The following is a 26,438-nucleotide window of genomic DNA, read 5'->3' on the forward strand; positions in this document are numbered from 1 at the left end:
ACGGGGGAGAATTCATGACTGAAAGTAAAAGGTCAGCAGACTGGACAACCCAAACGGATCACGGACAACGATATCATTGGCCCGGAACATAATGCTGCCAGCCACTTCCTTATATTTCTCATTATATTTCAGCTGATTGATAATCTGTTGACCGCTCTGCCATTCGGCCTTCTGATCGCTGGCACCCACCTTGTAGGCTGCTTGCCCGATGTACAATTTCACGTCGGTGCCTTCCACCTCTTTGACCCACCAATCCACCAGCTTGTCATAGCGGGCCGTCTCGAAGGACAGGCTCCAGTATATCTGCGGCGCAACATAGTCGATCCAGTCCTGCTTGATCCAGGTGCGCACATCGGCATACATATCATCATAAGCAGAGACGCCAGCTTTGGTATCTGAACCAGTGCTGTCCACCTTGCTGTTGCGCCAGACTCCGAATGGGCTGATGCCGTAGGAGACCGACGGTTTCACATTATGAATCTGCTCGCCCAGCTGGCGGACGAATTCATTGATGTTGTCACGCCGCCAATCGCCTTTGGACACAATTCCTTTGGGATTGTAGGCTTTATAAGCAGCGTCATCGGCAAAAGCTACATTGGAGGGGTAGAAATAATCATCCAGATGCACGCCGTCCACATCGTAGCCTTTGACCACTTCCATCACCGTATCCATGATTTCCTGCCTTGCCTCCGGAATCCCCGGATTGATATACAGCTTGCTTCCGGCATTTACGATCCAGCTTGGATGTGCTTTGGCCACACTGTTGCTGGCCAGGCCGGAAGTGGAAGCATCCGTAGCTGCGCGGAACGGATTGAACCAGGCATGGAATTCCATCCCCCGCTCATGAGCCGCGGCCACCATATAAGCGAGTGGATCATATCCGGGATTCTTGCCCTGGGTTCCAGTCAGGAACTTCGACCATGGCATGAGTTCCGATGGATACAGACTGTCCGCCGACGGTCTGACCTGCACATAAACCGCATTGAAGCCAACGGCCTTCAGCTTGTCCAGCAGAACTGCGAATTCCTGCTTCTGCTTATCCGCTTTGCCTGCGGAGGAGGTGGATGGCCAATCCAGGTTGAAGACCGTCGAGATCCAGGCCCCCTTCATCGCTTTGGCCGTTCCGTTTCCGGGCAAGGTCGGGACTGGCTGCGAAGACGGCTCGGGTACACTCGGCTCTTCTGGCAGCGTCGGCGTATCCGGACCGCTTGGCTGTTGCGGCTGCGGCTCTGAGCTACCTGAGATCAAAGTAATATGGCGAGTGGCTTGATTCCATAGTACCTGAAGCCCTAGCTGCTCGCTGACAAAACGGATCGGCACCATTACTCTCCCCTGCTTAATCTGCACCGAAGTGTCGAGTGCAACGGAAGCCTCGTTCACCAGCGCTGTTTTGGTGCCGCTGGTCAGCTTCAGGATCTGTTCTCCCCGGGTAATGGTAACGGTCTTGCTGCTCTGATTCCAGCTGACCCCGGCCTTCAGACCTTGGCTGATCAGACTGATCGGAACCATGGTTACATTCGAGGACGTAATATAAGGCGGCACATCACCGGTTAATGTCGTCCCATCCAGTTCAAGCGTGATCTGAACTGCAGCTGCCTTTGCTCCGGAGAATCCCAGCGGCAGGCACAGCAGCACGACCAGCATTCCAAGCATCCATTTACGGTAATTCATAATTCCTCCCAAGTAACTTTTATGATGACACACCAAAAAACGGCACTCGACCCCTTAGCGATCCGAACCATTGCTGGTTCAGTTCGTAAAGGACGATAACCGTTTTGACGTTAAAAACTGGAAAAGGTTGCGCTAAACCAAATAGAAACGGCCATACCGTCCCGGTCGCAGCTTAGGCCAGGCCTTGCCCACCGCAGCTTTGAGGACAGTATCCGTTTCGCAAAAAAAATCTCCGGGAAGCTTGCCGTCCGGCGTAATCCATCCAGCTATCAGGAGTCGCTGACGATTTCATGATGAATATCGTATAACGTCTGCAGCCGCTTCTCATCCCGGCGGAAATATTCCACCAGCGTTTCGATGCGTGTGATTGAATCCCAGCTGAGATGATGTTCGATACCCTCGACATCCTTGTAGATATGCTCCTGCTGAACTCCGATCAGACCCAGAAACTCCTCCAGCAGCTCATGACGGTCTACCAGACGTTTTCCCACTTTTTTCCCTTTGGTGGTCAGGACAAGCCCACGATATTTCTCATAGATGAGATATTCGTCCTTATCCAGTTTTTGGATCATCTTGGTCACAGAGGAGGGATGTACTTCCAGTCCCTCGGCAATATCCGAGACCCGCGCATATCCCTTCTCGTCGATAAGCTTGTATATGCGCTCCAAATAATCCTCCATGCTGGGTGTTGGCATCAAAGTTTACCTCTTTTCTATAATGAGCATGGCGCGGGGCCAACTCTTTGCTTAAACAATGATACATGTTTCTGCCGCACCTTGGCAAGTCCCGCACCGTCAAGCAACAGGACTCTGCCCATGTTTGCCATGGCTTAACCCTGGCGGGAAGCGGGATACTGGGCATTCCATTCAGAAGGAGCGTGATCGTATGGCTCTAGCAACACCTGAACGCCCGCCTGCAAGGAAAGCGAAAAAAGCCACCGGGCTGTTTATCCTGGAGCTGGTGTTCTTCGAGCCGATTATGCGATTCCGATTGCTACAGGCTGCATGGGCCATTGCCATTATTGTTATTTACAGACTACACTTGGAGCGAAACCTTATATTCGTCCCTGCTCGAATTCATCACAGTGCGGATCTTTGAGCATTTTCCCGAGTCGGACATTGATTATTTCACCTAATTGGTTTCCTGTGCGGCTTAGAATTTCAACCATTCCGGCGTAATTCCCTGCAGCCAAATCGTAATTCGGAACATTTGGTCACTAAAGAGCAAGAGGCCCATCAGCACCATCAATACTCCGCCAACCTTCATCAGGACTCCCGAGTATTTCAGCAGACGTCTGGCCCCGCCCAGGAAAAAAGCCAGCAGGAAAAAAGGCAGCGCAAAGCCGATGCTATAAGCGGTAATCAAGGTAAACCATGTACCCGGATCACTGGCTGACAAGGCGATGATCGCCGTCAGAATGGGGCCGATGCAAGGCGACCAGCCTGCCGAGAAGCCGATGCCGAAGATAAACGAGCCGACGTACCCGGCAGGCTTCCATTTCAGGTCCAGCTTGCGTTCACGCAGCAGAAACTGCGGCTGGAAGACACCGAGCAGAAACAGCCCCATCACGATAATCAGGATCGCTGACAGCCGGCGGATCAGGTCCCTTTGATCGTGAAACAGTTCACCGAACAGCCCGGCTCCGAAACCAAGCGTATAGAATACGGCGGAGAAGCCCAATATAAAAGCAAAGGTATGTGAGAGGGTCCGGTAACGGACCTCTTTTGTGCTGCCGCCCGTTCTTAATTGCTGCACAGACAACCCCGTGATATAGGACAGATAGGAAGGATAGAGCGGCAGGCAGCAAGGTGAGATAAACGAAGCTACTCCGGCGGCAAAGGCAATCCCGGCATTGATGCTGGACATAAGGCAGCACTCCTTCCTCAAATCACGGCTGTATATGGAATGTGGACTTCATACAGCAGTATATTGAATAGCTTAGGCAGGTAGTCCTTTTTTACCGATTAAAGTTAAAGCCAACAGGCTGATCAACAGCAGCACAATCGTCGCCCCCGGAGCCAGGTTCCAGATCCCGGCCACCACCAGCCCGCCTACGACGGCAATTTCGGCGATAATGACCGAGAGAATAACCGAGGACTTGAAGCTGCGCGAGAGCAGCAGACTGATCGCTACCGGAATGGTCAGGAGCGCTGATACGAGCAGGGAGCCGACGATTTTGATCGCGGTACTGATCACGAGGGCCGTGAGAACTGTAATCAGCATGTTCAGCAGCTTCACCGGAAGTCCACTGACACTCGCCGCATCCTCTTCAAAGCTAAGCAGGAAGAACTCCTTGAAGAACAGCGTTACCACTACCACCACCGTCACCGTCACGATGCCTACCACCAGCAAATCCATATTGTCGAGCGTATAGATGCTGCCGAACAGGTAACTCATCACATCCGCATTATACCCTTTGCCCAGCGTGAAAAAAAGTGAAGCCAGCGCTACCCCGCCCGACATAATGATCGCAATGGACAGCTCGGCATAACTCTTGTAAGCCTTGCGCAGCTTCTCGATGCCGAAGGAAGCAGCCACGGCAAAAATAAGCCCAGCCCCCAGCGGATAAAAACCCGTCAGAAACCCGAGCGCCACCCCCGCAATCGTCACATGGGCCAGCGTGTCCCCAATCATGGACAAACGTCTTAACACAAGAAAAACGCCTATAAGCGGCGCGGTAATACCAATCAACAGGCCACCTGCGAGTGCCCGCTGAAAAAAATCACTGAATAGGATTTCCAACTTTGTTGCTCCTTTATAACATATTCGAACCCTAGTTCGATCCTTCCCAAACCAACTTCGATCCCTCCCAAACCAACTTCGATCCCTCCCAAACCAACTTCGATCCCTCCCAAACCAACTTCGATCCCTCCCAAACCAACTTCGATCCCTCCCAAACCAACTTCGATCCCTCCCAAACCAACTTCGATCCCTCCCAAACCAACTTCGATCCCTCCCAAACCAACTTCGATCCCTCCCAAACCAACTTCGATCCCTCCCAAACCAACTTCGATCCCTCCCAAACCCTCCCTTCCAAGGGAGGGCTCCAAAGGGCTCTGCCCTCTGGACTCCCGCTAAGTGCAATTAGCGTAGGAGTGTTGATTTACTGCGTTTAGCCACTATGCGGAAGGCTCGCTTTTCTTCCCTTCGGGACACGCTTTACGTTGGAGTGATTTAGAGCACGGGTAAGACAAAAACAAAACATTTATAGTCTGATCACCACATTAGTCCAACCAATTTAAGTGCAAAAATGGTTACTACCTAGGACCCCTAAGGATAAGAGCATATCAGATTCAGTTCCAGGATAGCTCCCATGTCCAGTCCACAAATTAGTTGCGAATCTGCATCTAATTAGAATATCTTTTCTGTTTTAGAACAAATAAGTGCGAAAACGCATCTAATTCGGCATTTAGAGCGTTCAACAAGCCATTTACTCGAAAATAGTTGCAGATTCGCACTTATTTACCCGATAACGGCAGTTTAACCTGAAATTAGATGCAGTTTAGCATCTAATTTCTCTGAAGGCTCCAGAGCTACCCTCTACATCTTCATTGGCACCTAATAATAACCAAATGAGAAACTGATACCACTTCTGCGACTGCCTAAGAAAGTGTATGCTGCAGATTCTCCTCGGCGCAGTTCTGCAATTCATGCGAATGACGGGAGAAGAAATTGATTTTGCCATTCGTCTGAACGGGCTGGTGACCCAGATAGTTCTTGATCATGTCAATATCATGCGACACCATCAGGAAGGTCATATGATGATGGGCATGCATATGCATGATCAGCTCGAAGAATCCGGCCTGCGTCTCGGCATCGATCCCGACGGTAGGTTCATCCAGAATCAGCAGATCGGGCTGATTGATCAGCGCACGGGCCAGGAAGACCCGCTGCTGCTGGCCGCCGGACAGCTGGCCGACTCTTTTCTCGGCGATATCCTGAATCCGCATCACCTCCAGCGCATCCTGACATTTGCCATGCTGCTGCTTGGTTACCCTGCGGATCAGATTCTTGTTATTGTATAGTCCGGACAGCACAACCTCACGGACCGTCGCCGGGAACAATGGGTTAAAGACATTCTTCTGCGGCACATAACCGATCCGTTCCCAGTCCTTGAATTTCTTCACCGGCTGGCCGAACAGGCGGATCTCGCCGCTGCCGGAAGGCAGCAGGCCGACAATCATCTTCAGCAGTGTCGTTTTGCCCGCGCCGTTCGAACCCATAATGCCGAGGAAGTCGCGTTCCATGACGGTATAGTTTAGATCAGAAATGACCTTCTGTTCTCCATAGGAGAAAGACAGATGATCGATTTCAATGATTTGTTGATGGCAGTTTGCGGATACGGATGACATTACTTGCACACCGCCTTTTCCTATTACTTTCTTATTATTGTAATGCCAGAATGAGATTTTGCAAATTTTTCTCCATTAAGGTGAAGTAATTGTCAGCGTTCTTGTCCTGCTCCTCGGTAAGGCCCTCCACCGGATTCAGCACCATCGTTGATACTCCGGCTTCCGCTGCCAGTGTTTTGGCCAATCGGTCAGAGACCAGCTCTTCGAAAAAGATATATTTAATGCCTTCTTCTTTGACCATGCTGGCCAGCTTCACCATATCCTGTCCGCGCGGCTCCGCATCCGGCGACAAGCCCATAATCGCATGCTGCGTCAGGCCATAATCGCGGGCCAGATAGGCGAATGCCTGATGCGACACTACAATTTCTTTGCCGGGAAGCTTCGCAAGCTCCTGCTCGAACTTAACATCCAGCGCCTTCAGGCGTTCTGCCAGCTTATTATAACGTTCTTCATAGCCATCCTTGTGCTCAGGATCAGCGGCCTGCAGGCTGTCCCGGATGTTGCCGGCCATGACCAGCGCCGATTTCGGACTGACCCAGGTATGCGGGTCCGTATGCAGACTGTCTCCGGAAGCGGCTTCGGCCTCTTCACCCTCATGCGCATGCTCAGCTTCACCTTCATGATCATGACCTGCTTCTTCGCCTTCATGCTCGTGACCGACTTCTTCACCTTCATGCGCATGCTCAGCTTCACCTTCATGATCATGACCAGCTTCTTCGCCTTCATGATCCTCAGCGGCTGAGCCGTGGTTATGACCGTCGTCTTCATCCGTCATAATTAGATTGACGCCTTTGCTGACCTCAACCGACTGCACCTTGCTGTCGCTGTCCAGGCCTTTGAGGAATCCCGGTACCCAGCCCTCCAGGCCTGCACCATTGTAGAGAAACAGCTGTGCTTTGGAGGTATTTACGATGTCCTGGCTGCGTGGCGTCCAGTCATGCGGCTCCACGCCGACAGGCAGCAGATTAATTACATTGGCATCCTCGCCGCCAATCTCCTTAGTGAACTCATATATAGGATAAAAGGTAGTGACTGCGTTCACTTTACCTTCTACAATACTTCCGCTGCTCTTCGCACCGCAGCCTGCAATGACCAGAACCAGCAACAGGGAAACAGGGAACAGCGCTCTATGTAACCAGTTGGACAACATTAATCTATCGACCCCTTAAATCGTAATTTTTACTATTAGTAGTATAATAGTAATGGTTACGATAAGTCAACTCCCATTCCTATTATGATACATCTGATCCAATCCAAAACGTCTACTCACTGTAAAAATGCATCAGATTGGCGGTTTTTTTCCGTTTTGGAGGCAATAGTTGCAAAAATGGCTACTACCTGTGCCACGGTATGATGAGAGTATCGAAGTCTCAGCTCGGTAGGGGTTACTTAAGCCCGAACCATTAATTTAGTTGCAAATATACATCTAATTTTCCGATTTTTTCCGTTTTGGAGGAAATAAGTGCAAAAAGGCATCTAATTTGGAGATTCGAGCGTCATATTGCCCTCGAAAGACAATTTAGTGGTAACTTTTCCATATATGTCATGAAAACCAAACACTAGCTGGGAGTTAACGGTAGATTTTCCCCATAGCCACCTACGTGTTTGAACTTAGAACGCTCAAATCTATACAAGTGGAAACGGCTACGCCGTCCTTTTATAGGACGGGGCGTTTCAGCGAGAAAGATAAGGGGCATTCATTGCGCGAAGCATATAAATTCTTATCTTTTGGGAAAAACCCGGGTCCTAAGTAGCAACCACTTTCGCATCTATTTGCTCCCCAGGTCCCACGGCATGCTTCTAAATATTGCTAAATCTGGCCGACGGTACCTAAGCAGCAGCCAGATTCGCATCTATTACCCCGGAACATACCCGCACGACATTCTAAACCCCAGCCGGGATCTAAGCTATTACCGAATGGGTAGTTCCTTCACAAGCAGCGGCACGGGATGTTCTACTTCAAAAAAACCCCCGAAGCCGTCAGGCGGCTTCAGGGGCAAAAATTGCATTCGATCTACTTCACCACAGCACCGTTAGGCATGCTGTCCGGCACGGTGGCAATGGTCAGCTGGTCGCCCTTGGAGGCGGCCAGGATCATTCCTTGCGACAGCTCGCCGCGCAGCTTCACCGGCTTCAGGTTCACAATACAGATCACCTTGCGGCCAACCAGCTCTTCCGGGGTGTAGAACTTCGCAATCCCCGACACCACCTGGCGCTGCTCATACCCGAGATCCAGCTGCAGCTTCAGCAGCTTGTCGGCTTTCTTGACCGGCTCGGCCGAGATCACCTGAGCGACGCGCAGCTCTGCTTTGGCGAAATCGTCAATGCCGATTTCTTCCTTATGCTCTTCCTCCGGCTCGGCGGCAGCTTCGGCCGGGGCCGTTACCGCTGCTGCCGCCGGTTCTTCGGCAGCAGGCTTGCCGCCGCCCATTGCAGCGGCGATGAAGGCTACCTCCTGCTCCACGTCCAGGCGCGGGAAGATCGGATCGCCCTTCACCAGCTTCGTGCCGGCCGGGATGAGGCCAAACGTGCGGCCGCTGTCCCAATCAGTCAGCTCGCCGGCCGGGATGCCCAGCTGCTGCCAGATCAGCGCCGGAGCGCCGGTCAGGAACGGCTGGAGCAGAATCGAAGCGGTCCGCAGACCCTCGACCAGATGTCTCATCACCGAGTTCAGCTCGCTGACGCGGCTCTCGTCCTTGGCGAGAACCCATGGCTGGGTCTCATCGATATATTTGTTCGTGCGGCTGATAAATGCCCCGATCGCAGCCAGCGCCACGGAGAATTCCATCTTCTCCATCGCTTCTTCCACCTTGGCATAAGTGCTCTCAGCCATGGCTGCAAGCTCGCCGTCAAAGGCTGTTACATTGCCTTCATAAGCCGGAAGTTCACCGCCGCAATATTTCTGCACCATCGCACCGGTCCGGTTGAGCAGGTTCCCGAGGTCATTCGCCAGATCGAAGTTGATTCGATCCACGAAGCTCTCCGGGGTAAAGGTACCGTCCGAACCAAAAGGCACTTCACGCAGCAGATAATAACGCAGCGCATCCAGTCCATAACGATCAATCAACGTGACCGGGTCGACCACATTGCCTTTGGACTTGGACATTTTGCCTTCCTTCATCAGCAGCCAGCCGTGCGCGAATACCTTCTTCGGCAGCGGTTCACCCAGCGCCATCAGGATGATCGGCCAATAAATCGTGTGGAAGCGGACGATTTCCTTGCCGACAATATGTACGTCCGCAGGCCAGAACTTATCATACAGGCTGCGGTCCTCCGAGCCGTAACCCAGCGCAGTGATGTAGTTGGTCAAGGCATCGATCCATACATACACCACATGCTTCTCGTCGCCTTTGACCTTAACGCCCCAGTCGAACGTTGTCCGGGACACAGCGAGATCCTCCAGGCCCGGCTTGATGAAGTTGTTGATCATTTCATTCTTGCGTGATTCCGGCAGGATAAACTCCGGGTTCTCTTCATAGAACTGCAGCAGACGGTCCACATATTTGCTCATCCGGAAGAAATAGCTCTCCTCCTTAACCAGCTGTACGGGATGACCGCTGTCAGGGCTTTTGCCGCCGGTAATCACACCGTTCTCATCACGTTCGATGTCCACCAGCTGTGTCTCGGTGTAGAAGGTTTCGTCCGAGATACAATACCAGCCCACGTATTCCCCTTTGTAAATATCGCCCTGCTTCAACAGGCGGTCAAAAATATCCTGCACCACCTGTTTATGACGCTCTTCGGTTGTGCGGATGAAATCATCGTTCGAGATATCCAGCTTGCGCCACAGCTCCTTGATGCCAACTACAATATCGTCTACAAACTGCTGGGGAGTCTTGCCCGCCTTGGCCGCCTTCTCCTCGATCTTCTGTCCATGCTCATCCGTTCCGGTCAGGTAGCGCACCGCATAGCCGCGCAGGCGCTTGTATCTCGCCATAGCATCACCTGCTACCGTGGAGTAGGCATGCCCGATATGCAGCTTGTCACTCGGATAATAGATAGGGGTTGTCAGATAAAATGTTTTGTTCTCGCTCATTGCCCTTCATCCTTTCTTCTGTGAAAAAACAAAAAACTCCCGCCCCATTTCTGGGGCGGGAGAATATTCCCGCGATACCACCCAAATTTCCCGGCTCTTCACAGAGCGCAGGCTTCGCCAGTTCCCAACTTGGGAACTGTCCATTAACGCTGGATCACGCCGTGCCCTTACGTGGGGCCGATTAGCCCCTCCCGCTCGAACACAGTTCCTCCCGGACCATATTCAATCTGGCATTCCCTGCCGGCTCTCAGCGCTTCCGGCTCTCTGTGAAGGTGTCCCGATCTACTCATCCGTTCCTTGGAAATCAACCTATTATTGAAAATATACCCAAAGAGATGCCTTCCTGTCAAGTCGCCCCGGTCTGTCCCTCTCCCGGCGCTCCGCCTTTGGGCGGCGGAACCGGATCAAGACCTCCAGGATGGAAGGGATGGCATTTGCCGATCCGCTTCACCGCCAGCCAGGAGCCTTTCAGCGGGCCATGCAGCTCAATCGCCTCCAGGGCATAGGCCGAGCAGGTTGGATAGAAGCGGCAGGTCGGCGGCTTCAGCGGGGAAATGAACTTGCGGTAGATGCGGATTGGAGCTTGTACCGTTCTGCGTACGATAGGCATGCTCATCTACCTTCTTTGGAATCAGCGGCGACGGCAACAGCTTCTTCTTCACGGCTTTCTTCGCATTCTCTGCAATAACCGAACACCTCAAATTTATGCTTGACCACCCGGAACTGGTCCGGGGTATCGGTTAGGTTCATCGGACAGAAATGAATCGGATAGGTCTTCTCGCATTGAAGGCAAATCATATGATGATGGTGCTGGTTACGGCTGCAGCTTCCTTTGAACTTCACACCTTCTTCAAAAACAACCTGCTCCAGCACACCCAGCTCCTCCATCACCCGCAAATTGCGGTATACGGTATCGAAGCTTAGCCCGCTGTACTTCTGGCCCATATGCTCGTAAACATCCTTCGCAGACAAATATCCTGTGTTCTCGCCGAACAACCTGGCAAGCGTTTTGCGCTGGTCGGTGATTCGCAGTCCCTGCTCCGACATGGCTTCCAGTATTTGTTCTGTCGACAGCATACGCTCATCTCCCATTAACATAAGTTCATTTGTGTTGCACTCTCTTTATAATGCCCCAAAACAAATGCCCCGTCAATGAAGCTGCTCTCTTCGCCTTCCGCAAACAGAAATGGCGGCTTCCATGAATGGAAGCCGCCGTCAATGCTGCTGTCCTGCTTATTTCTTCGCAGGCAGTGGGGTGAACAGGAAATTAACCGGCAGATTACTGCCTGAAGCCGCTGTGAAATAAATCTCTACAGAGCTTTCATAATCGCCGTTGCGGAAGATCACACTGTTCTCCTGGGCGGTTTTCAGGCTTCCTACGTTAGGCACCTGCACAACCGAACCGTTGACCAGAACCGAGCCCATATATTGCCCGCCGCGCGGATTGAACGTAATCACAGTATTTGGCGCAACGCGGTGCACAATAATCTTGTAAATCACACCGAAGTTTCCTGCGTTGGAAGCTTCCGTTAAGTACATCGGGTCCATCCCAGGCAGATTGATGTCCTTAGTGTTGTCGCCAAGCAACAATCTTGCCGGCGTGAGTCCAACAACATCATTAACCTCCATGATCCGCGTGGAGTTCGGATAGGTACCGCGGTTGTGCACACCATCACTGTCCAGGATCGGTAAGGTTGGCATAGTAGCCAGCGGGTCCTTCGTCTCATCGATCATCAGTACGGTATACGTAATCGGCAGATCGCTGTTCAGATCGCCTTGCAGGGAGATGATCTCGCCCAGCTTCATTGGGATCTTATTCAGCTCCGTAAGAATGGAGACACTCTCGCCAGGCTGGACAACGACCGTCCGGTCAGGATCGCCCATACCAGCCAATGCCTCCCAATAGCGCTGTACAGAGGCTTTGCCTGTTCCAGCCGCATAAGGTGATGGACCTGCCATGCCAATGGCTTCGGTTGTGATGGTTGCAGGCGTCTGATTGTTATTGGTTGCAATCAGATAGAGCTTGGCTCTGATATTCAGATTATTCTGATGGTGAATCAAGAAGCGGGTCGGCCCTTCCGCTGTTTCGCGGTAGGTAATCCCTTGGGTATAGACCGTTTCCGGGCTGTTGGCGCGAATCAGTGTGTACGGCTCGGAAGAGAGATTGTAGGCAACATCCGGCCAGCTTGTAACGGTCTCATTTACATCAATCGCAAACGCACTGCCCGGCGCTGCAAACAGCTTGTTGAATTCACCCTCGGTATACAAGGTTTCGTCCGTAATATTAATCGTCTTCTCGACACTGCTTATCGCACCATGCGAGTCGGTTACCTGCAGGCGGATGGTAACCGGTCCGGGCAGGAAGAAAGCATCCGCCTTGCTGGTCCATGCCGAAGTTATGGCATCCCCATCCGGGTCACTGCTATACTCCGTGTAAGTGACCAGTTCCCCCATCTTGTACTCTTCCTTATCGGTAGTGAATTCCGCTACCGGAGGAGTGTTGGGCTTCAGCACATTGATGGTCAGGGAGTAAGGATCACTCGTTTGCGCATTCGCATCCACTACCGAATAGGTGACAACGTAGGTTCCAGGCTGGTCATACACCTCCCGCTTGTCGCCTCCCCAATTTTCCCTGACAATTGGGCTGCCGCTAGGAGTCGTGCTGGAGGTTATGAAGGACACAAGCTCACCAGCATAGATTTCGGTGGGCTGCACCGTGAAGGAAGCGGTTGGTTTATTTTTGATGCCCAGGTCAAGGATGACCCGTTTCTGAATGTTGTCCACGGTATAATTAATTTTGAGTGCATAAGTAATGGAAGTCAGAGGAATCATGAAGGTGCCTTTATATTGGTAAGCTGGACCTTTCATGGTTACCTTAGTGCCGTTGACCGTATATACCTTGCTGTTGGTCTTGAAGCGCATCACATTGCTGCCGCTGGTAACAACAACCTCTTTGGTTTTGGCTTCATACGTATATTTGACACCTACCCGCTCGACCATTGCACGGATGGAGACGTAGGATACGCCATTCTTGACTGCCATAGGCTGGTTCGCCAGATAGGGTACTCCATTGAAAAACATCTTGTTGCTGTTCATCATCAGCACCAGCTGGTTTGCTCCGGCCGCCGAAATCGGTGGAAGGGCAGAGGGAGCCGGTGTTGTGGATGGAAGCGGCATCAACTGCTCAGGAAGCAGGTTGGCCGGAGGTTCAGTCGGAAGAGGTGTGGCTTCCGGCAACGCTGTTTCCGTTGGCACAACCTCTCCAGGCACTGCGCTAGGAAGCACTTCCGTTGTTGTGATCGGTTGATCAGCCACCGGGGTCGGGGTGGGCTGCACCACATTTTGCACGGCAGGCACCTGGGTGCTGGTAACCGTTTCTGCAAATGCGGGTACTGCGGATGCGGCCTGGGAAATGGCCAATACTGCAACTAGCGTTAACTTTTTAAAATCCATGATATGACTCCTTCTACTCCTATTTGTAAATACAGGAAGATATACTTAGGTAGGTTATCCTTCCTCTATTCCCGCAAAAACCATGCTGCCGCCCTTGAAAGGGCGGCAGCATGGTTTTTGCCACGTTCTCTTTACAAAACATAGTATTAGACGCGAGGTTAAACAAAAAGTTTCATTTTCAGCAAATAAAGATTAGGATTTGAAACCCTTGATTTTACAAAACCGGTGGCACTAAAGATCTATTCTCCCTTTTTTTCATAATAAAAATGACTTTTTTATTTATTATTTGCTTTTACAGCGTCCACCTATATATCCGCTCGCAGGTTCGGTAGAGAACGGACTGTCGCTTTCCCCCTCTCGCTTATCTCTGCTACTTCATAAAAACGGCTATCCTCAGATGATGAGGATAACCGTTTTTTAGGCACTTTTTACACTTCAGCCTTCCGGTGGCGGTCGCGGTATTCCTTCGGCGACATTCCCGTCTGCTTCTGGAACACCTTGGTGAAATAGCGCCGTTCCTGATAGCCGATCCCGGCACCGATCACAGCAATGCTCTTGCCTGTGCTCTCCAGCATGAACTTGGCCGCTTCGATCCGCTGCAGAGTCACATATTCCACGAAGGTCATCGCGAAGCGGTTCTTGAACAGCAGGCAGAAATAGCTGCTGCTGATACCGATCCGGCTGGCTACCTCTTCAATGCCAATATCCGTATTCAGCCGCTCCGTTATATACTGCACAGCCAGGCTCATCAGCTGGTCCGGTGTTTTTTTGGCAGAACCGGTCTCGGCAGCAGGCGTCTCCTGGAACAACGGAATGCTGTTGTATAACTTGTCTTTGAATTGTCTGCTGAGAATCTTGACGCCGATCTCCCGCACTTTCCGTCCCAGGTCCTCGTAGTGGATCGGCTTGCAGATATATTCCTTCACGCCCAGCCGGATCGCTTCCTGCGCGTAGTCGAACTCCTGGTAGCCGCTGAGAAGCAGCACCTCGCTCTCTAGCCCCATCTCCCGCAGCTTGCTGATGAAAGTCAATCCGTCCATCACCGGCATGCGGATATCACACAACACCAGATCAGGCCGCTGCTCCTCCGCGATACGCAAGGCCTCCATGCCGCTGCGCGCCATGCCTGCCACGGTCATCCCCATCTCCTCCCAAGGCAGCACCCGGTTTAGATTGTTCAGAATCGGGGCTTCATCGTCCACTAATAATACCTTTAGCATAATGATCTTCCCCCTGCTCGTATTTAGGCATGACGCATTGAATCGTGGTTCCCTCGCCTGGGCTTGCACAGATAAAGATGCCGTACCGTTCGCCGTATTCGATGCGGATCCGGTCCGCCACACTGCGGATGCCGAGTCCGCGGCGTTCCGGGTGCTCCCGGCTGTCCCGCTCATTGCCGCTCTGCTCATCCACCGGATCATTGACCATGTATTGGAACACAACCAATTGCTCGCCCGTCATTCCAATTCCGTTATCCTCAATCCGCAGGATCAGGTTGCCCCGCTCCTCCCAGCCACGGATAAGAATCCGGCCCTTGTAGCCTATGCCTTCGAAGCCATGCTGAATGCTGTTCTCCACCAGCGGCTGGAGCGTAAGCTTCATTACTCCGCAGCTCATCAGCTGCTCAGGGATATCAATCTCATAATCGAACAGGTCCTCGAACCGGAACTTCTGGATATCGAGATAATTCCTCAGGTGGGTAATCTCCTCTTCCAGCGTGATCTCATCCCGGTCCTGAATGCTGATCCGCAGAATGCCCGCCAGCCGGTAGACCATCTTGCTGACCTTGCGGCCTTCGTTCTGCACAGCGAGCACGTTGATCGATTCGAGCGTATTGAACAGAAAATGCGGTTTGATCTGGGCCTGCAGCACCCGCATTTCCGCCTGGTTCTTGCGACGTTGTTCCAGCTGGACGCGGTGAAACAGCACGTTGATTTTGTCCATCAGATCATTGAACCCCTTGGCCAGCAGCGTCAGCTCGTCCGTGCCCTTCTCTTCCACGCGTGTGGTGAGATCACCATCCTCCACCCGGCGCATGAACCGCACAATGACAGCAATCCCTCCGGCAATCCGGTTCATAAAAAACAGATTGAAGACTACAGCCGCAGCCAGACACAGCAGGATTACCACCACAAACCAGCGGGCAAACACAGTCACTTCCCGGGACAACGTGCCCCATGAGGTCACAGAAATCAGGCTCCAGGGGTAATTCTTCAGGTGATAAACTGACAGAATGCTTTTGTCACCGTTAAATTCTGTGCGGAAGCTCTGGAACCCCGGCTTAAAGTTGACCTCTCGTGAGGTAAAAGAACTGAAGTGCTGCCCATCCAGCTTGCTGTCCGGGTCAAACATAATCATGCCGTCATCGTTGACGAGCATGAAGGATACATCCTGGTTGCTGTCACCGATCTTCAGATTGCGGAAGATGGATTCGAACTCCCAATTCTTGATCTGGACGACCAGAATGCCGATGTTCTGAAAGAAGCTCAGCTCCTTCACCAGCCGGATTTGCGTAAATACCGGTTCGGTTCCCGTCAGCTCGGGATATTCATGTGGAGCCACCCATTTGGGTACGCCGTTCAGCTCCATCACTTGCTTGTACAGGTCACTTTGCTTAAATTTATCGTAGGGCAGCGTACGGAAATTCTCTTTATTGAACACCGACACAATCTCCGAGCTGCCTTTGCCATTAAAATTATACAGAAACGCATAGCTGATCGAGGGGTGGTTATAGAGCAGACTGCGGAAGTTGCGCTGGCTGGCATTCAGGCTGAGCTGCTCGGCATCGGTCAAATCCTGCTTGGAGGGATCATCCGCACTAAGCGCCATATGAAACACCGAGGTTGCAATCCCGTTGTCTGTCACATTGTCCATATCCTTGAGTACATTGGAGATGCTGTAGCTGATTGCTTTCAGCGAATATTCAGACTGCTGGCTGTATTTCTTCTCAATGGAATGATACGTGACGAAGAACATAATCATGCCAAGAATAAACAGGGGAATGATGATCAGGCCCAGAAATGCCGTAAATAATTTATAGCGCAAATTCATCGGCCCATGCTCCTGACTACGAATAGAATTATCCCTTCACGCCGCCTGCGGTTACCCCTTCAATGATCTTCTCCTGCAGAATCGCATAGATGACAATAACGGGAACCACACTGAAGACGATCCCTGCCGACATTTGTGCATAGTTCATCTGGTATTGATCACGGAATTGGACCATCCCCACCGGAAGGGTTCGCAGCTCATCATTGGACAGAAAATAATTGGCCAGCAGGAATTCATTCCAATTTCCCAGGAAATTTATGATGAATACTGTAACCATCGCCGGAACAGTCAAAGGTACAATAATCTTAGCAAAGATACCTGGTGCCTTCAAGCCATCCATTACGGCTGCCTCTTCAATCTCGCTGGGCAGCGTACGCATGAAAGCGGCCAATATAATGATCGTAAACGGAATCGCATTGGCAATGTAAGGGATAATCAGTGCCAGATGGGTATTGAGGATGCCCAGCTTACGGACAATCGTATATATCGGCAGCATCAGCGCATTGTTGGGGATCAGCATCCCAATCAGAATCAGGCCATACAAGATCGTATTCCACTTCCCCTGGCGCATCCGGGTGACTGCAAAAGCAAACATGGAGGCCAGCAGAATAGAGACTACGGAAGCCAGCACAGAAATATACAAGCTGTTGAAAAAGTAGTTGCTGATCTTCGCATTAACCCAAGCTTCCACATAGTTGTTGAAGGCGAATTCCCGCGGAATGCCAAAAGGGTTCAGCGCGATGGCATTATTGTCTTTTTTGACTGAGGAGAACAGCACAAACAGGAACGGGAACAGAATCACCAGCAGATAGGACAGCAGCGCGACATGCGGCAGGCTTTTTCTCAGGGTGCGTGGCATCAGTATTCAATCCTTTCCGTACGCCGGGCAACCAGCAGCTGATACAGCGCTGTAACCACCAGGGTGAACACAAAGATCAGCACGGCGATCGTATTGCCATAGCCGTATTTGAAGTTGGTAATCGCATATTTAATCATATAGGTAGCCATAACCTCGGTTGAACCGGCCGGACCGCCTTTGGTCATAACAATGACAATATCCGCGGCCTTCATCGCCCCTGCTATCGACAGCATGATTACCACAGAGATAATCGGCACAATGAGCGGCAGTGTAATGCGTGTGGCCCGCTGGATGCCCGTAGCGCCGTCGATGGCTGCAGCCTCATCCAGTTCTCCCGGGATCGACAGAATCGCCGCCAGCACCATGACAATGTAGAATCCGGTCCATTGCCAGGCATTGGTAATCAGAATCGACAGCATCGCAAATCGTTCATCCGACAGCCAGTAGACCGGCTCGATGCCCAGCAGTCCGATCAACTTGTTAAACAGCCCGATATTCGGCTCATAGATGAACCCCCACAGGATGCCGATGACTGCAGTAGACATAATGGAGGGCATAAACACCGCAGTCTTGTAGAGCCCCTTCAGCTTTTTGACATTAGAGATCAGCAGGGAGAACAGCACAATCAACGGCACCTGTACAAATACGCTAAAAAGAATAAACCAGCCGTTGTTCTTCACTGAAACCCAGAAACGCTCATCTGTTAGCGCTTTGCTGAAATTGCGGACTCCGGCGTATTTTACTGTGTCAGATACTCCATTCCAGCTGGTGAAGCTGTAATAGATGGAGCTGAAGATCGGATAAATGAAGAACATGAGGAACAGCACCAGTCCGGGAAATACAAACAGGGTGAACACAAAGGGATTTTTTAAGGCTTTATTCATAGCTACCTCCGGTGGCTTTGGCTTCAGGGAGACGAAGGATAATGGTAAAAATGTACCCTGGAACCGCTACCCAAGGTACATTTCCGTTGACCGATCCTTATTCCACAGCTGCGTTTGCTTCTTCTTGTACCTGTTGCAGAGCTTCGCTCATCTTCTCGGGAGTCGTCTGGCCGCCGATCAGCTTCTGAATCTGAATATTACTGATTTCGGTCGTAACATCCGCCTGCACCAGCGAGTCGAAGGCCGGGAAAGAGGATTGGGAGCTATTCAGCACCGCTACAATCTCGCTCATCAGATCATCCGTAATATTCTCATTCAGCACATTCTGATCGATCTTCATCGCAGGCAGCACACCGTCCTCAACCAGTCCGCGCAGTTGCATCTCCTCGTTGTACATATTTTTGATAAAAGAGGTCACGGCTGCCAGCTGACGTGGATCTTCACCTGCCGAAGCAGAGAAGCCATAACCATTGTTCACATCACGCATCAAGGCCGTTTGATCACCCACTCCGCCTTCGACAGCCGGAATATTGAAGAACCCTACCTTGCCGATCAAACCTTCACCGGATTGCCCCGCCTTGAATACAGAGGACTTCCAGGTGCCGTCATACATCAGGATGGCTTCGCCGCTCGTAAACTGGGTAGTATATTCGGCGTATTCGAAACCAAGCTCGCCTTTTTTGAAATAGCCCTTATCAATCCATTCCTTGTATTTGGCGAATCCCTTAATCATCTCCGGATCATTCCATTTCGCTTCCCCGGTAGCGAACTTGGCTGTGACTTCAGGACCAGCGTAACGGGACCAGAGGTGATTCGCCAGCATCAGCGGCACCCAGCCGGCCTTGGAAGCACCTGCCAGCGGCACCTTGCCGTCTGCTTTAATATCCGCCAGCTGCTGTTCCAGCTCTGCGAAGGTAGTCGGAGCCACCCAGCCTTTGCCGGTGTAATATTCCTTGTTATAGAAGAACCCTTCACCGGAGCCGCCGATCGGCAGGCCGTAGATTTTACCTTCATAAGTAAACGGATCGAGGTTCGAGAATTTATCCTTGATGCCCAGTTCTTCCAGAATCGGAGTCAGATCCAGCAGTTTGCTCTCCTTGGCATAGATTTTGGAATCCGGACTGCCGAACAGGTCGAAGATTTCCGGAGGGTTGCCGGCAGCCATCTCCCCGCGCAGCTTCTCTTTGCGGTTGACATCAGAATCGACCCCATCCAGCTTAAAGGTTAACCCAGGCACTTCCGTCTGCACTTTGCCCACCACATCTTCGAGGATTGCCAGACGTTTCTGCTTATCAGCACCTACCTGCGTGTGACGGATGGTCATCTCGAAAGGTTCGCTGCTAACGGGGTCCTCGGTACTCACTGCATTGGTGGCTGCCGCTGTGTCTGTTGCCGGCGGACTGGCTTCCTGATTGTTTGCTGCATTGTTGTTTCCTCCGCAACCCGCCAACAGCGATGAACTAACAACCATCAGGGACAATAACAGGGTTAAACTTTTTTTCATTGGTAATGACCCTCCCTATTTCTGATTTCCTTTACACTTCTTATTATAGGAAACCACATTTGTTATCGTAAGGTTAAGATTCATCCACAATAGGGATAAAATCGTCTTATGTAAGCGAATTCAGTAGCATTATCTACCTCAGCAAGATATATTAACTAACATATTTATTCATAGACATCCTCTAATTACTAATAATACGCTAAAAATATTCTTCATTTACTTTAATCATCCGTTCGATAGGTCAGTATTTATAACATTCATTCACCATCCACCAATACAACAAAAAAGCCACCCGCATGCGGATGGCCTGTACTTCAATAAATGATAAATTATACGAGTGCAGTCTGTTGACGGCCTTCTTCAATCAGCCGGTAAGCACGCTGAACCTCTTCTTCGGATGGCGATGGAACACCTTCCAGTTCATAAGGTTTGCCCATTACTTCCCATTTGTAAATCCCCATCTGGTGATAAGGCAGGATTTCAAATTTCTCAACACCGTTCAAGGTGCCGATGAAACGACCGAGATTGAGCAGATCCTCTTCACCGTTATGAATGCCGGGAACATACACGTGGCGGATCCACATCTTGCGGTTGTGATCTGACAACCAGCGCGCCAGCTTCAAAGTGCGGTCATTGGATTTGCCAGTAAGCTTGATATGTGCCTCATTATCAATATGCTTCAGGTCCAGCATAACCAGGTCCGTTACATCCAACAGATCATTGATCTTATCGCCTTCATTATAACCGTTGGTGTCCAGGGTCGTATGCAGATTCCAACGTTTCTTCACTTCTGTGAACAGCTGCTTCACGAAATGTGCCTGCAGCGTCGGCTCTCCACCTGATACCGTTAGTCCGCCTCCGGAGCTGCGGTAATAGTGCAAATAAGGTTTGATCTCTGCGAGAACTTCCTCCAGGCTCATTTCTTTGCCTTCATTAAGCTCCCAGGTATCCGGATTGTGGCAATATTGACATTTGAGCAGGCAACCCTGCATGAACAATACAAAGCGAATACCAGGCCCGTCAACGGTTCCAAAGGTCTCCAAGGAGTGTATGCGTCCATTAGCCATCTGATATCATCCTCTCTCCACGACTGACTAAAGCCCTCGCTTCATTAAAAGCTGCCTGTATCAGGAACAGTCGTTCTGCAGAATCGCGGGGCTTTAAACTTAAAATTTAAAGTATTCTTTAACAAGATAGTACCGCCCTTGAGACAAGGGCGGTATCTCCTTGCAGTATTTCACTGTATATCTAACTCAAGGTGACAAGTAATGAAATTACATTGCACCATGGAAGGTACGGGTAATGACGTCCATTTGTTGTTCACGGGTCAGCTTGATGAAGTTAACAGCATAGCCGGATACGCGGATAGTCAATTGTGGGTAGTTCTCTGGGTGCTCCATAGCATCCATCAATTGTTCGCGGGCAAATACGTTAACATTCAGGTGATGACCTTTGCTGTTGAAATATCCATCCAGCATCGATACCAGGTTGGATTTACGTCCTTCTTCTTCTTTGCCCAGTGCTTTAGGCACGATGGAGAAGGTGTTGGAGATTCCATCCAAGCTGTCTTCGTACGGCAATTTGGCTACAGAGCTCAGGGAAGCCAAAGCACCTTTCTTGTCACGACCATGCATTGGGTTCGCACCAGGTGCGAATGGTTCGCCCTTCTTGCGTCCATCAGGTGTAGTACCTGTTTTCTTACCGTATACTACGTTAGAAGTGATTGTCAATACAGACTGTGTTGGCAGAGCATCACGGTAAGCATGGTTCTTGCGGATCTTGGTCATGAAGGATTCAACCAGATCTACTGCAATATCATCAACAGCGTCGTCATTGTTACCGTAGCAAGGGAATTCACCTTCGATTTCGAAATCAATTGCGATACCTTGTTCGTTGCGGATCGGTTTAACCTTAGCGTATTTAATGGCACTCAGGGAGTCGGTTGCTACCGACAGACCAGCGATACCACAAGCCATGGTGCGCAGGATATCACGGTCATGCAGAGCCATTTCGATACGTTCGTAAGAATATTTGTCATGCATATAGTGGATCACGTTCAAGGTGTTCATGTACAGCTTAGCAAGCCAATCCATCATTGGATTGAAACGTTGCATAACTTCATCGTAATCCAGGTATTCGGAAGTAATGCGTGGCAGTTCAGGTCCTACCTGTACGCCGGACTTCTCATCCACACCACCATTGATTGCATACAGCAATGCTTTGGCCAGGTTGGCGCGAGCTCCGAAGAACTGCATTTGTTTACCGATACGCATAGCGGATACGCAGCAAGCAATACCGTAATCGTCGCCGTAGATTGGACGCATCAGATCATCGTTCTCATATTGAATGGCACTGGTTTCGATCGAAACCTTGGCACAGAATTTCTTGAAGCCTTCTGGCAATTTCTCGGACCACAGAACTGTCAGGTTCGGTTCTGGTGCAGGTCCCAGGTTGTACAGAGTGTGCAGGAAGCGGAAGCTGTTCTTGGTTACACGTGTTTCGCCATTAACGGACATCCCACCGATGGATTCTGTAACCCAAGTTGGGTCTCCACTGAACAGATCATTGTAATCAGGTGTGCGCAGGAATTTAACAATACGCAGCTTCATAACGAAATGGTCAACCATTTCCTGAGCTTGCTCTTCAGTCAATGTGCCTTCTGCAACGTCACGTTCTACATAGATATCAAGGAAGGAAGATACGCGTCCAAGGGACATGGCCGCACCATTCTGTTCTTTGATCGCTGCAAGGTAACCGAAGTATACCCATTGGAAAGCTTCTTTAGCTGTGTTGGCTGGTTTGGAAATATCAAAACCATGCATTTCAGCCATTTTCTTCAGTTCGCTCAGTGCGCGAATCTGCTCGGAAACTTCTTCACGAAGACGGATAACCGGTTCATTCATCGAATCCACTTCAAGATTCTTCAGATCCTGTTTCTTTTCTTTGATCAGGAAATCAATTCCGTACAGAGCCACACGACGGTAGTCGCCGATAATACGGCCACGGCCGTAAGCATCAGGAAGACCTGTGATGATACCCGCTCTGCGGGCTGCTCTCATATCATCGGTATATGCATCAAATACGCCTTGGTTATGCGTTTTGCGAATGTTCGTGAACAGATCAACAATTTCCTGCGGAAGCTCGAAGCCATAAGCTTTACAAGCATCGATCATCATTTTGATGCCGCCGAAAGGCTGAATGGAACGTTTGAAAGGCGCATCAGTTTGAACACCTACAATTTGTTCCTTGTCTTTATCAATATAACCTGGTTGGTGGGAAGTAATAGTGGATACAGTATTAACATCCACATCAAGCACACCGCCGTTGGCAATTTCTTGCTTGGTCATTTCAGATACGATTTTCCAGAGTTCCTTGGTATTCTCAGTAGCTCCGGCCAGGAAATCCTCTTTGCCCAGGTAAGGCAAAATGTTCTTTTCGATAAAATCATTTACGTTTACTTTTCTTGCCCATTTACCTTTATTGAATCCGCGCCATCCCGACTTAACCTCTTGTACATCTTTTTCAATCACCGACATTGCTAAATCCCTCCATTTATATTTATATTTTTGTAGAGATCGCGGGCTTGAAGGTTAATCCCGTGTCTCGCGTGATCCCTCTGAAAATGAAATGGTTGTAATAAAATTCACAATCACTATTCCATAACCGGGACCGTTGTCTATATATACATTTTAGTTTGTTTTCTGAAAAAAGACTGTGACAAATATCACCTTTTCGGTGATATTTGTCACTCTTGATGTGCTTGTAAGCCTCATTGTACTCTGCTTAACGGATATTTAGTTTTCAAAGTTGCCATAGAACGCGTTGCGGTATACATCAGCCAGCTCAGTAACCAGCGGAAGCTTAGGATTGGCAGTGGTGCATTGGTCTTCAAACGCACGGTCAGCCAAGTAGTCTACGCGTGATTCGAAGTCCTTAGCGTCGAAGCCAAGCTCCTGGAACGACTCTTCGATGCCAAGCTTCTTGTTCATCTCACGGATAGCATTGATCAGGCTTGTTACGCCTTCTTCCGTTGTGCGGGCAGGCAACCCCAGAATGCGGGCGATTTCGGCATAACGCTCGTCAGCTACGAAATGCGAGTATTTCGGGAACGAAGCGAATTTCGTTGGTTTCTTCGCATTGTAACGGATAACGTGCGGCAACAGGATCGCATTGGTACGGCCATGTGCGGTGTGATACTGTCCGCCCCATTTGTGCGCCAAGCTGTGGTTAATTCCCAAGAAGGCGTTGGCAAATGCCATACCGGCCAGTGTCGATGCATTATGCATTTTCTCACGGGCAAGCTTGTCGGCTTGCAATGCGGATTTCTCAAGATATTGGAACACCAGTTGAATCGCTTTGATGGCCAGACCATCAGTGTAATCACTTGCCATTACAGATACATAAGCTTCGATAGCATGAGTCAATACGTCCATGCCTGTATCAGCTACAGCAGTCTTAGGCAGGCTGTATACAAATACTGGGTCAATAATGGCAACATCCGGTGTCAGCTCATAGTCAGCCAGCGGATATTTCACGTGGTTCTCACCGGTTTTGTCTGTGATAACCGCGAATGAGGTCACTTCCGAACCTGTACCCGAAGTTGTTGGAATCGCTACGAATTTCGCTTTGTTGCCCAGTTTAGGGAATTTGTATACCCGTTTGCGGATATCCATAAATTTCTGTTTCAGACCGTTAAAGTCAGCATCCGGGTGTTCATAGAACAACCACATTCCTTTGGCTGCGTCCATAGGGGAACCGCCACCCAGTGCGATGATGCAGTCCGGCTGGAATCTGTTCATCATAGCTGTACCTTTTTCGACTGTAGTAGTCGATGGATCCGGTTCAACTTCCGAGAAGACCTCAATGGCTACCGGAGTTTGACGTTGACGCAGGTAATGTTCTACTCTTTCCACATATCCGAGCTTAACCATCACTGGGTCTGTGATAATAGCAACGCGTGTAATATCAGGCATTTTGGTCAGGTATTGGGTAGAATCCTTCTCGAAGTAAATCTTATCCGGCACTTTAAACCATTGCATATTCACGGTACGACGGTTCACCCTTTTCACATTGATCAAGTTAATGGCGGTAACGTTCTGCGATACCGAGTTGCGTCCATAAGATCCACAGCCCAGTGTCAGTGAAGGGATATTAGTGTTGTAAATATCGCCGATTGCGCCGTGCGTAGAAGGCGAGTTCACAAGAATACGTCCAGTCTGCAGACGGTTCGAGAATTTCATGATGACTTCTTCATTGTTGGAATGGATCGCCGAGCTGTGGCCCATGCCTCCGAATTCAACAACCTGAGCAGCGCGTTCGATGCCTTGGTCAGCATTCTTCACCTTGTAGCAAGCCAGAACCGGGCTCAGCTTCTCAGCCGACAGCGGATATTTGGTGCCTACGCCTTCCAGCTCGGCCACGAGAATCTTGGTGCCTGCAGGAACCTGAATACCGCACATTTCAGCGATCTTAGTAGCGGATTGTCCAACAATTGCCGGGTTGACCGCACATTTCTCAACGTTCATTGCACCGGAAGTCAATTTGGCGGCTTCTTCTTTATTAACGAAGTAACAGCCGTTGGCAATCATCTTCTTCTTCACTTGGTCAAAAATTGCTTCTTCTATAATAACGGCCTGCTCAGATGCGCAGATCATGCCGTGGTCGAACGATTTCGAAAGAATAAGGTCAGTAACCGCCTGGTCAATATCAGCGCTCTTCTCGATGAAGGCAGGAACGTTACCAGGACCTACGCCCAGTGCCGGTTTGCCGCAGCTGTAAGCCGCTTTAACCATTGCCGATCCGCCGGTTGCCAGGATCAAGGCCACATCCGGGTTGTTCATCAATGCGTTTGTTTTGTCCATGGTCGGCATTTCGATCCATTGGATGCAGTTCTCGGGAGCGCCTGCTGCCACAGCAGCGTCACGAAGAATTCTTGCTGCTTCCGAACTACAGTGTTGCGCCGAAGGGTGGAAACCGAATATAATTGGATTACGTGTCTTCGCAGAGATCAACGCTTTAAACATCGTGGTGGATGTTGGGTTGGTTACCGGAGTGATACCCATTACGATACCGACAGGCTCGGCAATCTTCTGGAAGCTTTCATAAACGTTGTCTTCAATCACGCCTACGGTCTTGTCATATTTGATTCCGTGCCAGATATATTCAGTGGAGAAGATGTTCTTGGTGATCTTATCCTCGTATACCCCGCGGCCCGTTTCTTCGACAGCCAGTTTCGCCAAATACATGTGTTTATCGAGTCCTGCTAATGCCATAGCATGAACGATTTTATCCACCTGTTCTTGGTCCAGCAACATAAACTCATCCAAAGCTTTCTTGGCTTTATCAACTACCGTTTGAATATATTCTTCAGCGGTAGGTTGTTTAACTTGGGCGGCGACTTCGTTCTTAACTGCCATCTCCCTCGTCCTCCTGTCAATTTTTAGGTTGTTTTTCTCTACACATTTATCTTAACACATCTTTTCTAATATGCATAGTGAAATCTTTCACATACTTTAAATATTTTTTTGATTTGTTTTCAAAGCGCTTTCATTCGATCAAATTTCGGTTTATTTTACATTTATTATTTAAATTTAAGCGGCGTTGATTTTCCTCACAAACAATAAGGAGG

19 protein-coding genes and 1 pseudogene are annotated in these 26,438 nt (G+C 50.2%); 1 reads left to right on the forward strand and 19 read right to left on the reverse strand.

Annotated features, from left to right (window positions below; genetic code table 11):
* Positions 1 to 12 precede the first annotated feature (12 nt).
* Both B9T62_RS21370 and mntR read right to left on the reverse strand, forming a co-directional pair.
* On the reverse strand, positions 13 to 1,671 hold the full coding sequence (locus tag B9T62_RS21370) for a family 10 glycosylhydrolase (protein ID WP_087917144.1): 1,659 nt from the start codon (positions 1,669 to 1,671) through the stop codon (positions 13 to 15).
* A 269-nt stretch (positions 1,672 to 1,940) separates the two neighbouring features.
* The gene (gene mntR / locus B9T62_RS21375; RefSeq protein ID WP_087917145.1) at positions 1,941 to 2,366 is read right to left on the reverse strand and encodes a transcriptional regulator MntR; all 426 of its coding nucleotides are present in this window, start codon (positions 2,364 to 2,366) and stop codon (positions 1,941 to 1,943) included.
* Positions 2,367 to 2,642: 276 nt separating this feature from the next.
* On the opposite strand from mntR, the pseudogene B9T62_RS41495 reads away from it, so the two are divergent.
* Positions 2,643 to 2,735 (forward strand): annotated as a pseudogene (locus B9T62_RS41495) (spore photoproduct lyase family protein); the annotation flags it as partial.
* Positions 2,736 to 2,823: 88 nt separating this feature from the next.
* Here the strand turns inward: B9T62_RS41495 and B9T62_RS21380 are convergent.
* The 17 genes from B9T62_RS21380 to adhE all read right to left on the reverse strand — a co-directional run bounded on the left by B9T62_RS21380 (position 2,824) and on the right by adhE (position 26,226).
* Positions 2,824 to 3,537 carry a cytochrome c biogenesis CcdA family protein gene (locus B9T62_RS21380; protein ID WP_087917146.1) on the reverse strand — a complete coding sequence of 238 codons (714 nt, stop codon included), beginning with the start codon at positions 3,535 to 3,537 and terminating at the stop codon, positions 2,824 to 2,826.
* 72 nt (positions 3,538 to 3,609) lie between these two features.
* On the reverse strand, positions 3,610 to 4,413 hold the full coding sequence (locus B9T62_RS21385) for a metal ABC transporter permease (RefSeq protein ID WP_087917147.1): 804 nt from the start codon (positions 4,411 to 4,413) through the stop codon (positions 3,610 to 3,612).
* Positions 4,359 to 4,694 carry a hypothetical protein gene (locus tag B9T62_RS21390; protein ID WP_157793952.1) on the reverse strand — a complete coding sequence of 112 codons (336 nt, stop codon included), beginning with the start codon at positions 4,692 to 4,694 and terminating at the stop codon, positions 4,359 to 4,361. Before B9T62_RS21390 ends, B9T62_RS21385 begins: the two co-directional genes overlap by 55 nt.
* Positions 4,695 to 5,273: 579 nt before the next feature.
* Complete coding sequence (locus tag B9T62_RS21395) at positions 5,274 to 6,023, reverse strand: metal ABC transporter ATP-binding protein (protein WP_087917149.1); 750 nt, start codon at positions 6,021 to 6,023, stop codon at positions 5,274 to 5,276.
* A 34-nt stretch (positions 6,024 to 6,057) separates the two neighbouring features.
* Entirely contained in the window at positions 6,058 to 7,173 is a 1,116-nt protein-coding gene (locus tag B9T62_RS21400; protein ID WP_087917150.1) for a metal ABC transporter solute-binding protein, Zn/Mn family, read from the reverse strand.
* Between the two features lie 864 nt (positions 7,174 to 8,037).
* Positions 8,038 to 10,059 carry a methionine--tRNA ligase gene (gene metG / locus B9T62_RS21405; protein WP_087917151.1) on the reverse strand — a complete coding sequence of 674 codons (2,022 nt, stop codon included), beginning with the start codon at positions 10,057 to 10,059 and terminating at the stop codon, positions 8,038 to 8,040.
* A 346-nt stretch (positions 10,060 to 10,405) separates the two neighbouring features.
* Complete coding sequence (gene yidD / locus B9T62_RS21410) at positions 10,406 to 10,669, reverse strand: membrane protein insertion efficiency factor YidD (protein WP_087917152.1); 264 nt, start codon at positions 10,667 to 10,669, stop codon at positions 10,406 to 10,408.
* Between the two features lie 2 nt (positions 10,670 to 10,671).
* Entirely contained in the window at positions 10,672 to 11,136 is a 465-nt protein-coding gene (locus B9T62_RS21415; protein ID WP_087917153.1) for a Fur family transcriptional regulator, read from the reverse strand.
* 156 nt (positions 11,137 to 11,292) lie between these two features.
* Positions 11,293 to 13,512 (reverse strand): copper amine oxidase N-terminal domain-containing protein, encoded by a 2,220-nt coding sequence (locus B9T62_RS21420; protein ID WP_087917154.1) that lies wholly within the window; start codon positions 13,510 to 13,512, stop codon positions 11,293 to 11,295.
* A 428-nt stretch (positions 13,513 to 13,940) separates the two neighbouring features.
* Entirely contained in the window at positions 13,941 to 14,732 is a 792-nt protein-coding gene (locus B9T62_RS21425) for a response regulator transcription factor (protein WP_087917155.1), read from the reverse strand.
* Positions 14,704 to 16,563 (reverse strand): cache domain-containing sensor histidine kinase, encoded by a 1,860-nt coding sequence (locus B9T62_RS21430; RefSeq protein WP_087917156.1) that lies wholly within the window; start codon positions 16,561 to 16,563, stop codon positions 14,704 to 14,706. The genes B9T62_RS21425 and B9T62_RS21430 overlap by 29 nt, the downstream gene beginning before the upstream one ends.
* A 28-nt stretch (positions 16,564 to 16,591) precedes the next feature.
* Positions 16,592 to 17,422: a carbohydrate ABC transporter permease gene (locus B9T62_RS21435; protein ID WP_087917157.1), complete on the reverse strand. Its 831-nt coding sequence runs from the start codon at positions 17,420 to 17,422 to the stop codon at positions 16,592 to 16,594.
* Complete coding sequence (locus B9T62_RS21440) at positions 17,422 to 18,306, reverse strand: carbohydrate ABC transporter permease (RefSeq protein ID WP_087917158.1); 885 nt, start codon at positions 18,304 to 18,306, stop codon at positions 17,422 to 17,424. The genes B9T62_RS21435 and B9T62_RS21440 overlap by 1 nt, the downstream gene beginning before the upstream one ends.
* Before the next feature lie 97 nt (positions 18,307 to 18,403).
* On the reverse strand, positions 18,404 to 19,810 hold the full coding sequence (locus B9T62_RS21445) for an extracellular solute-binding protein (protein ID WP_087917159.1): 1,407 nt from the start codon (positions 19,808 to 19,810) through the stop codon (positions 18,404 to 18,406).
* Positions 19,811 to 20,139: 329 nt separating this feature from the next.
* Positions 20,140 to 20,877 carry a pyruvate formate-lyase-activating protein gene (gene pflA / locus B9T62_RS21450; RefSeq protein ID WP_087917160.1) on the reverse strand — a complete coding sequence of 246 codons (738 nt, stop codon included), beginning with the start codon at positions 20,875 to 20,877 and terminating at the stop codon, positions 20,140 to 20,142.
* A 207-nt stretch (positions 20,878 to 21,084) separates the two neighbouring features.
* On the reverse strand, positions 21,085 to 23,346 hold the full coding sequence (pflB, locus tag B9T62_RS21455) for a formate C-acetyltransferase (protein ID WP_087917161.1): 2,262 nt from the start codon (positions 23,344 to 23,346) through the stop codon (positions 21,085 to 21,087).
* 258 nt (positions 23,347 to 23,604) lie between these two features.
* On the reverse strand, positions 23,605 to 26,226 hold the full coding sequence (adhE, locus tag B9T62_RS21460) for a bifunctional acetaldehyde-CoA/alcohol dehydrogenase (RefSeq protein ID WP_087917162.1): 2,622 nt from the start codon (positions 26,224 to 26,226) through the stop codon (positions 23,605 to 23,607).
* Positions 26,227 to 26,438 lie beyond the last annotated feature (212 nt).

The sequence above is a fragment of the Paenibacillus donghaensis genome, assembly GCF_002192415.1.
In the GTDB taxonomy this organism is placed as follows: domain Bacteria; phylum Bacillota; class Bacilli; order Paenibacillales; family Paenibacillaceae; genus Paenibacillus_AQ; species Paenibacillus_AQ donghaensis.

Excerpts from the sequence above, each read along its gene's own strand:
- B9T62_RS21370 (WP_087917144.1), bottom strand. The coding sequence starts at position 1,671 with ATGAATTACCGTAAATGGATGCTTGGAATGCTGGTCGTGCTGCTGTGC.
- mntR (WP_087917145.1), bottom strand. The coding sequence starts at position 2,366 with ATGCCAACACCCAGCATGGAGGATTATTTGGAGCGCATATACAAGCTT.
- B9T62_RS21380 (WP_087917146.1), bottom strand. The coding sequence starts at position 3,537 with ATGTCCAGCATCAATGCCGGGATTGCCTTTGCCGCCGGAGTAGCTTCG.
- B9T62_RS21395 (WP_087917149.1), bottom strand. The coding sequence starts at position 6,023 with ATGTCATCCGTATCCGCAAACTGCCATCAACAAATCATTGAAATCGAT.
- B9T62_RS21400 (WP_087917150.1), bottom strand. The coding sequence starts at position 7,173 with ATGTTGTCCAACTGGTTACATAGAGCGCTGTTCCCTGTTTCCCTGTTG.
- metG (WP_087917151.1), bottom strand. The coding sequence starts at position 10,059 with ATGAGCGAGAACAAAACATTTTATCTGACAACCCCTATCTATTATCCG.
- yidD (WP_087917152.1), bottom strand. The coding sequence starts at position 10,669 with ATGCCTATCGTACGCAGAACGGTACAAGCTCCAATCCGCATCTACCGC.
- B9T62_RS21415 (WP_087917153.1), bottom strand. The coding sequence starts at position 11,136 with ATGCTGTCGACAGAACAAATACTGGAAGCCATGTCGGAGCAGGGACTG.
- B9T62_RS21420 (WP_087917154.1), bottom strand. The coding sequence starts at position 13,512 with ATGGATTTTAAAAAGTTAACGCTAGTTGCAGTATTGGCCATTTCCCAG.
- B9T62_RS21425 (WP_087917155.1), bottom strand. The coding sequence starts at position 14,732 with ATGCTAAAGGTATTATTAGTGGACGATGAAGCCCCGATTCTGAACAAT.
- B9T62_RS21430 (WP_087917156.1), bottom strand. The coding sequence starts at position 16,563 with ATGAATTTGCGCTATAAATTATTTACGGCATTTCTGGGCCTGATCATC.
- B9T62_RS21435 (WP_087917157.1), bottom strand. The coding sequence starts at position 17,422 with ATGCCACGCACCCTGAGAAAAAGCCTGCCGCATGTCGCGCTGCTGTCC.
- B9T62_RS21440 (WP_087917158.1), bottom strand. The coding sequence starts at position 18,306 with ATGAATAAAGCCTTAAAAAATCCCTTTGTGTTCACCCTGTTTGTATTT.
- B9T62_RS21445 (WP_087917159.1), bottom strand. The coding sequence starts at position 19,810 with ATGAAAAAAAGTTTAACCCTGTTATTGTCCCTGATGGTTGTTAGTTCA.
- pflA (WP_087917160.1), bottom strand. The coding sequence starts at position 20,877 with ATGGCTAATGGACGCATACACTCCTTGGAGACCTTTGGAACCGTTGAC.
- pflB (WP_087917161.1), bottom strand. The coding sequence starts at position 23,346 with ATGTCGGTGATTGAAAAAGATGTACAAGAGGTTAAGTCGGGATGGCGC.
- adhE (WP_087917162.1), bottom strand. The coding sequence starts at position 26,226 with ATGGCAGTTAAGAACGAAGTCGCCGCCCAAGTTAAACAACCTACCGCT.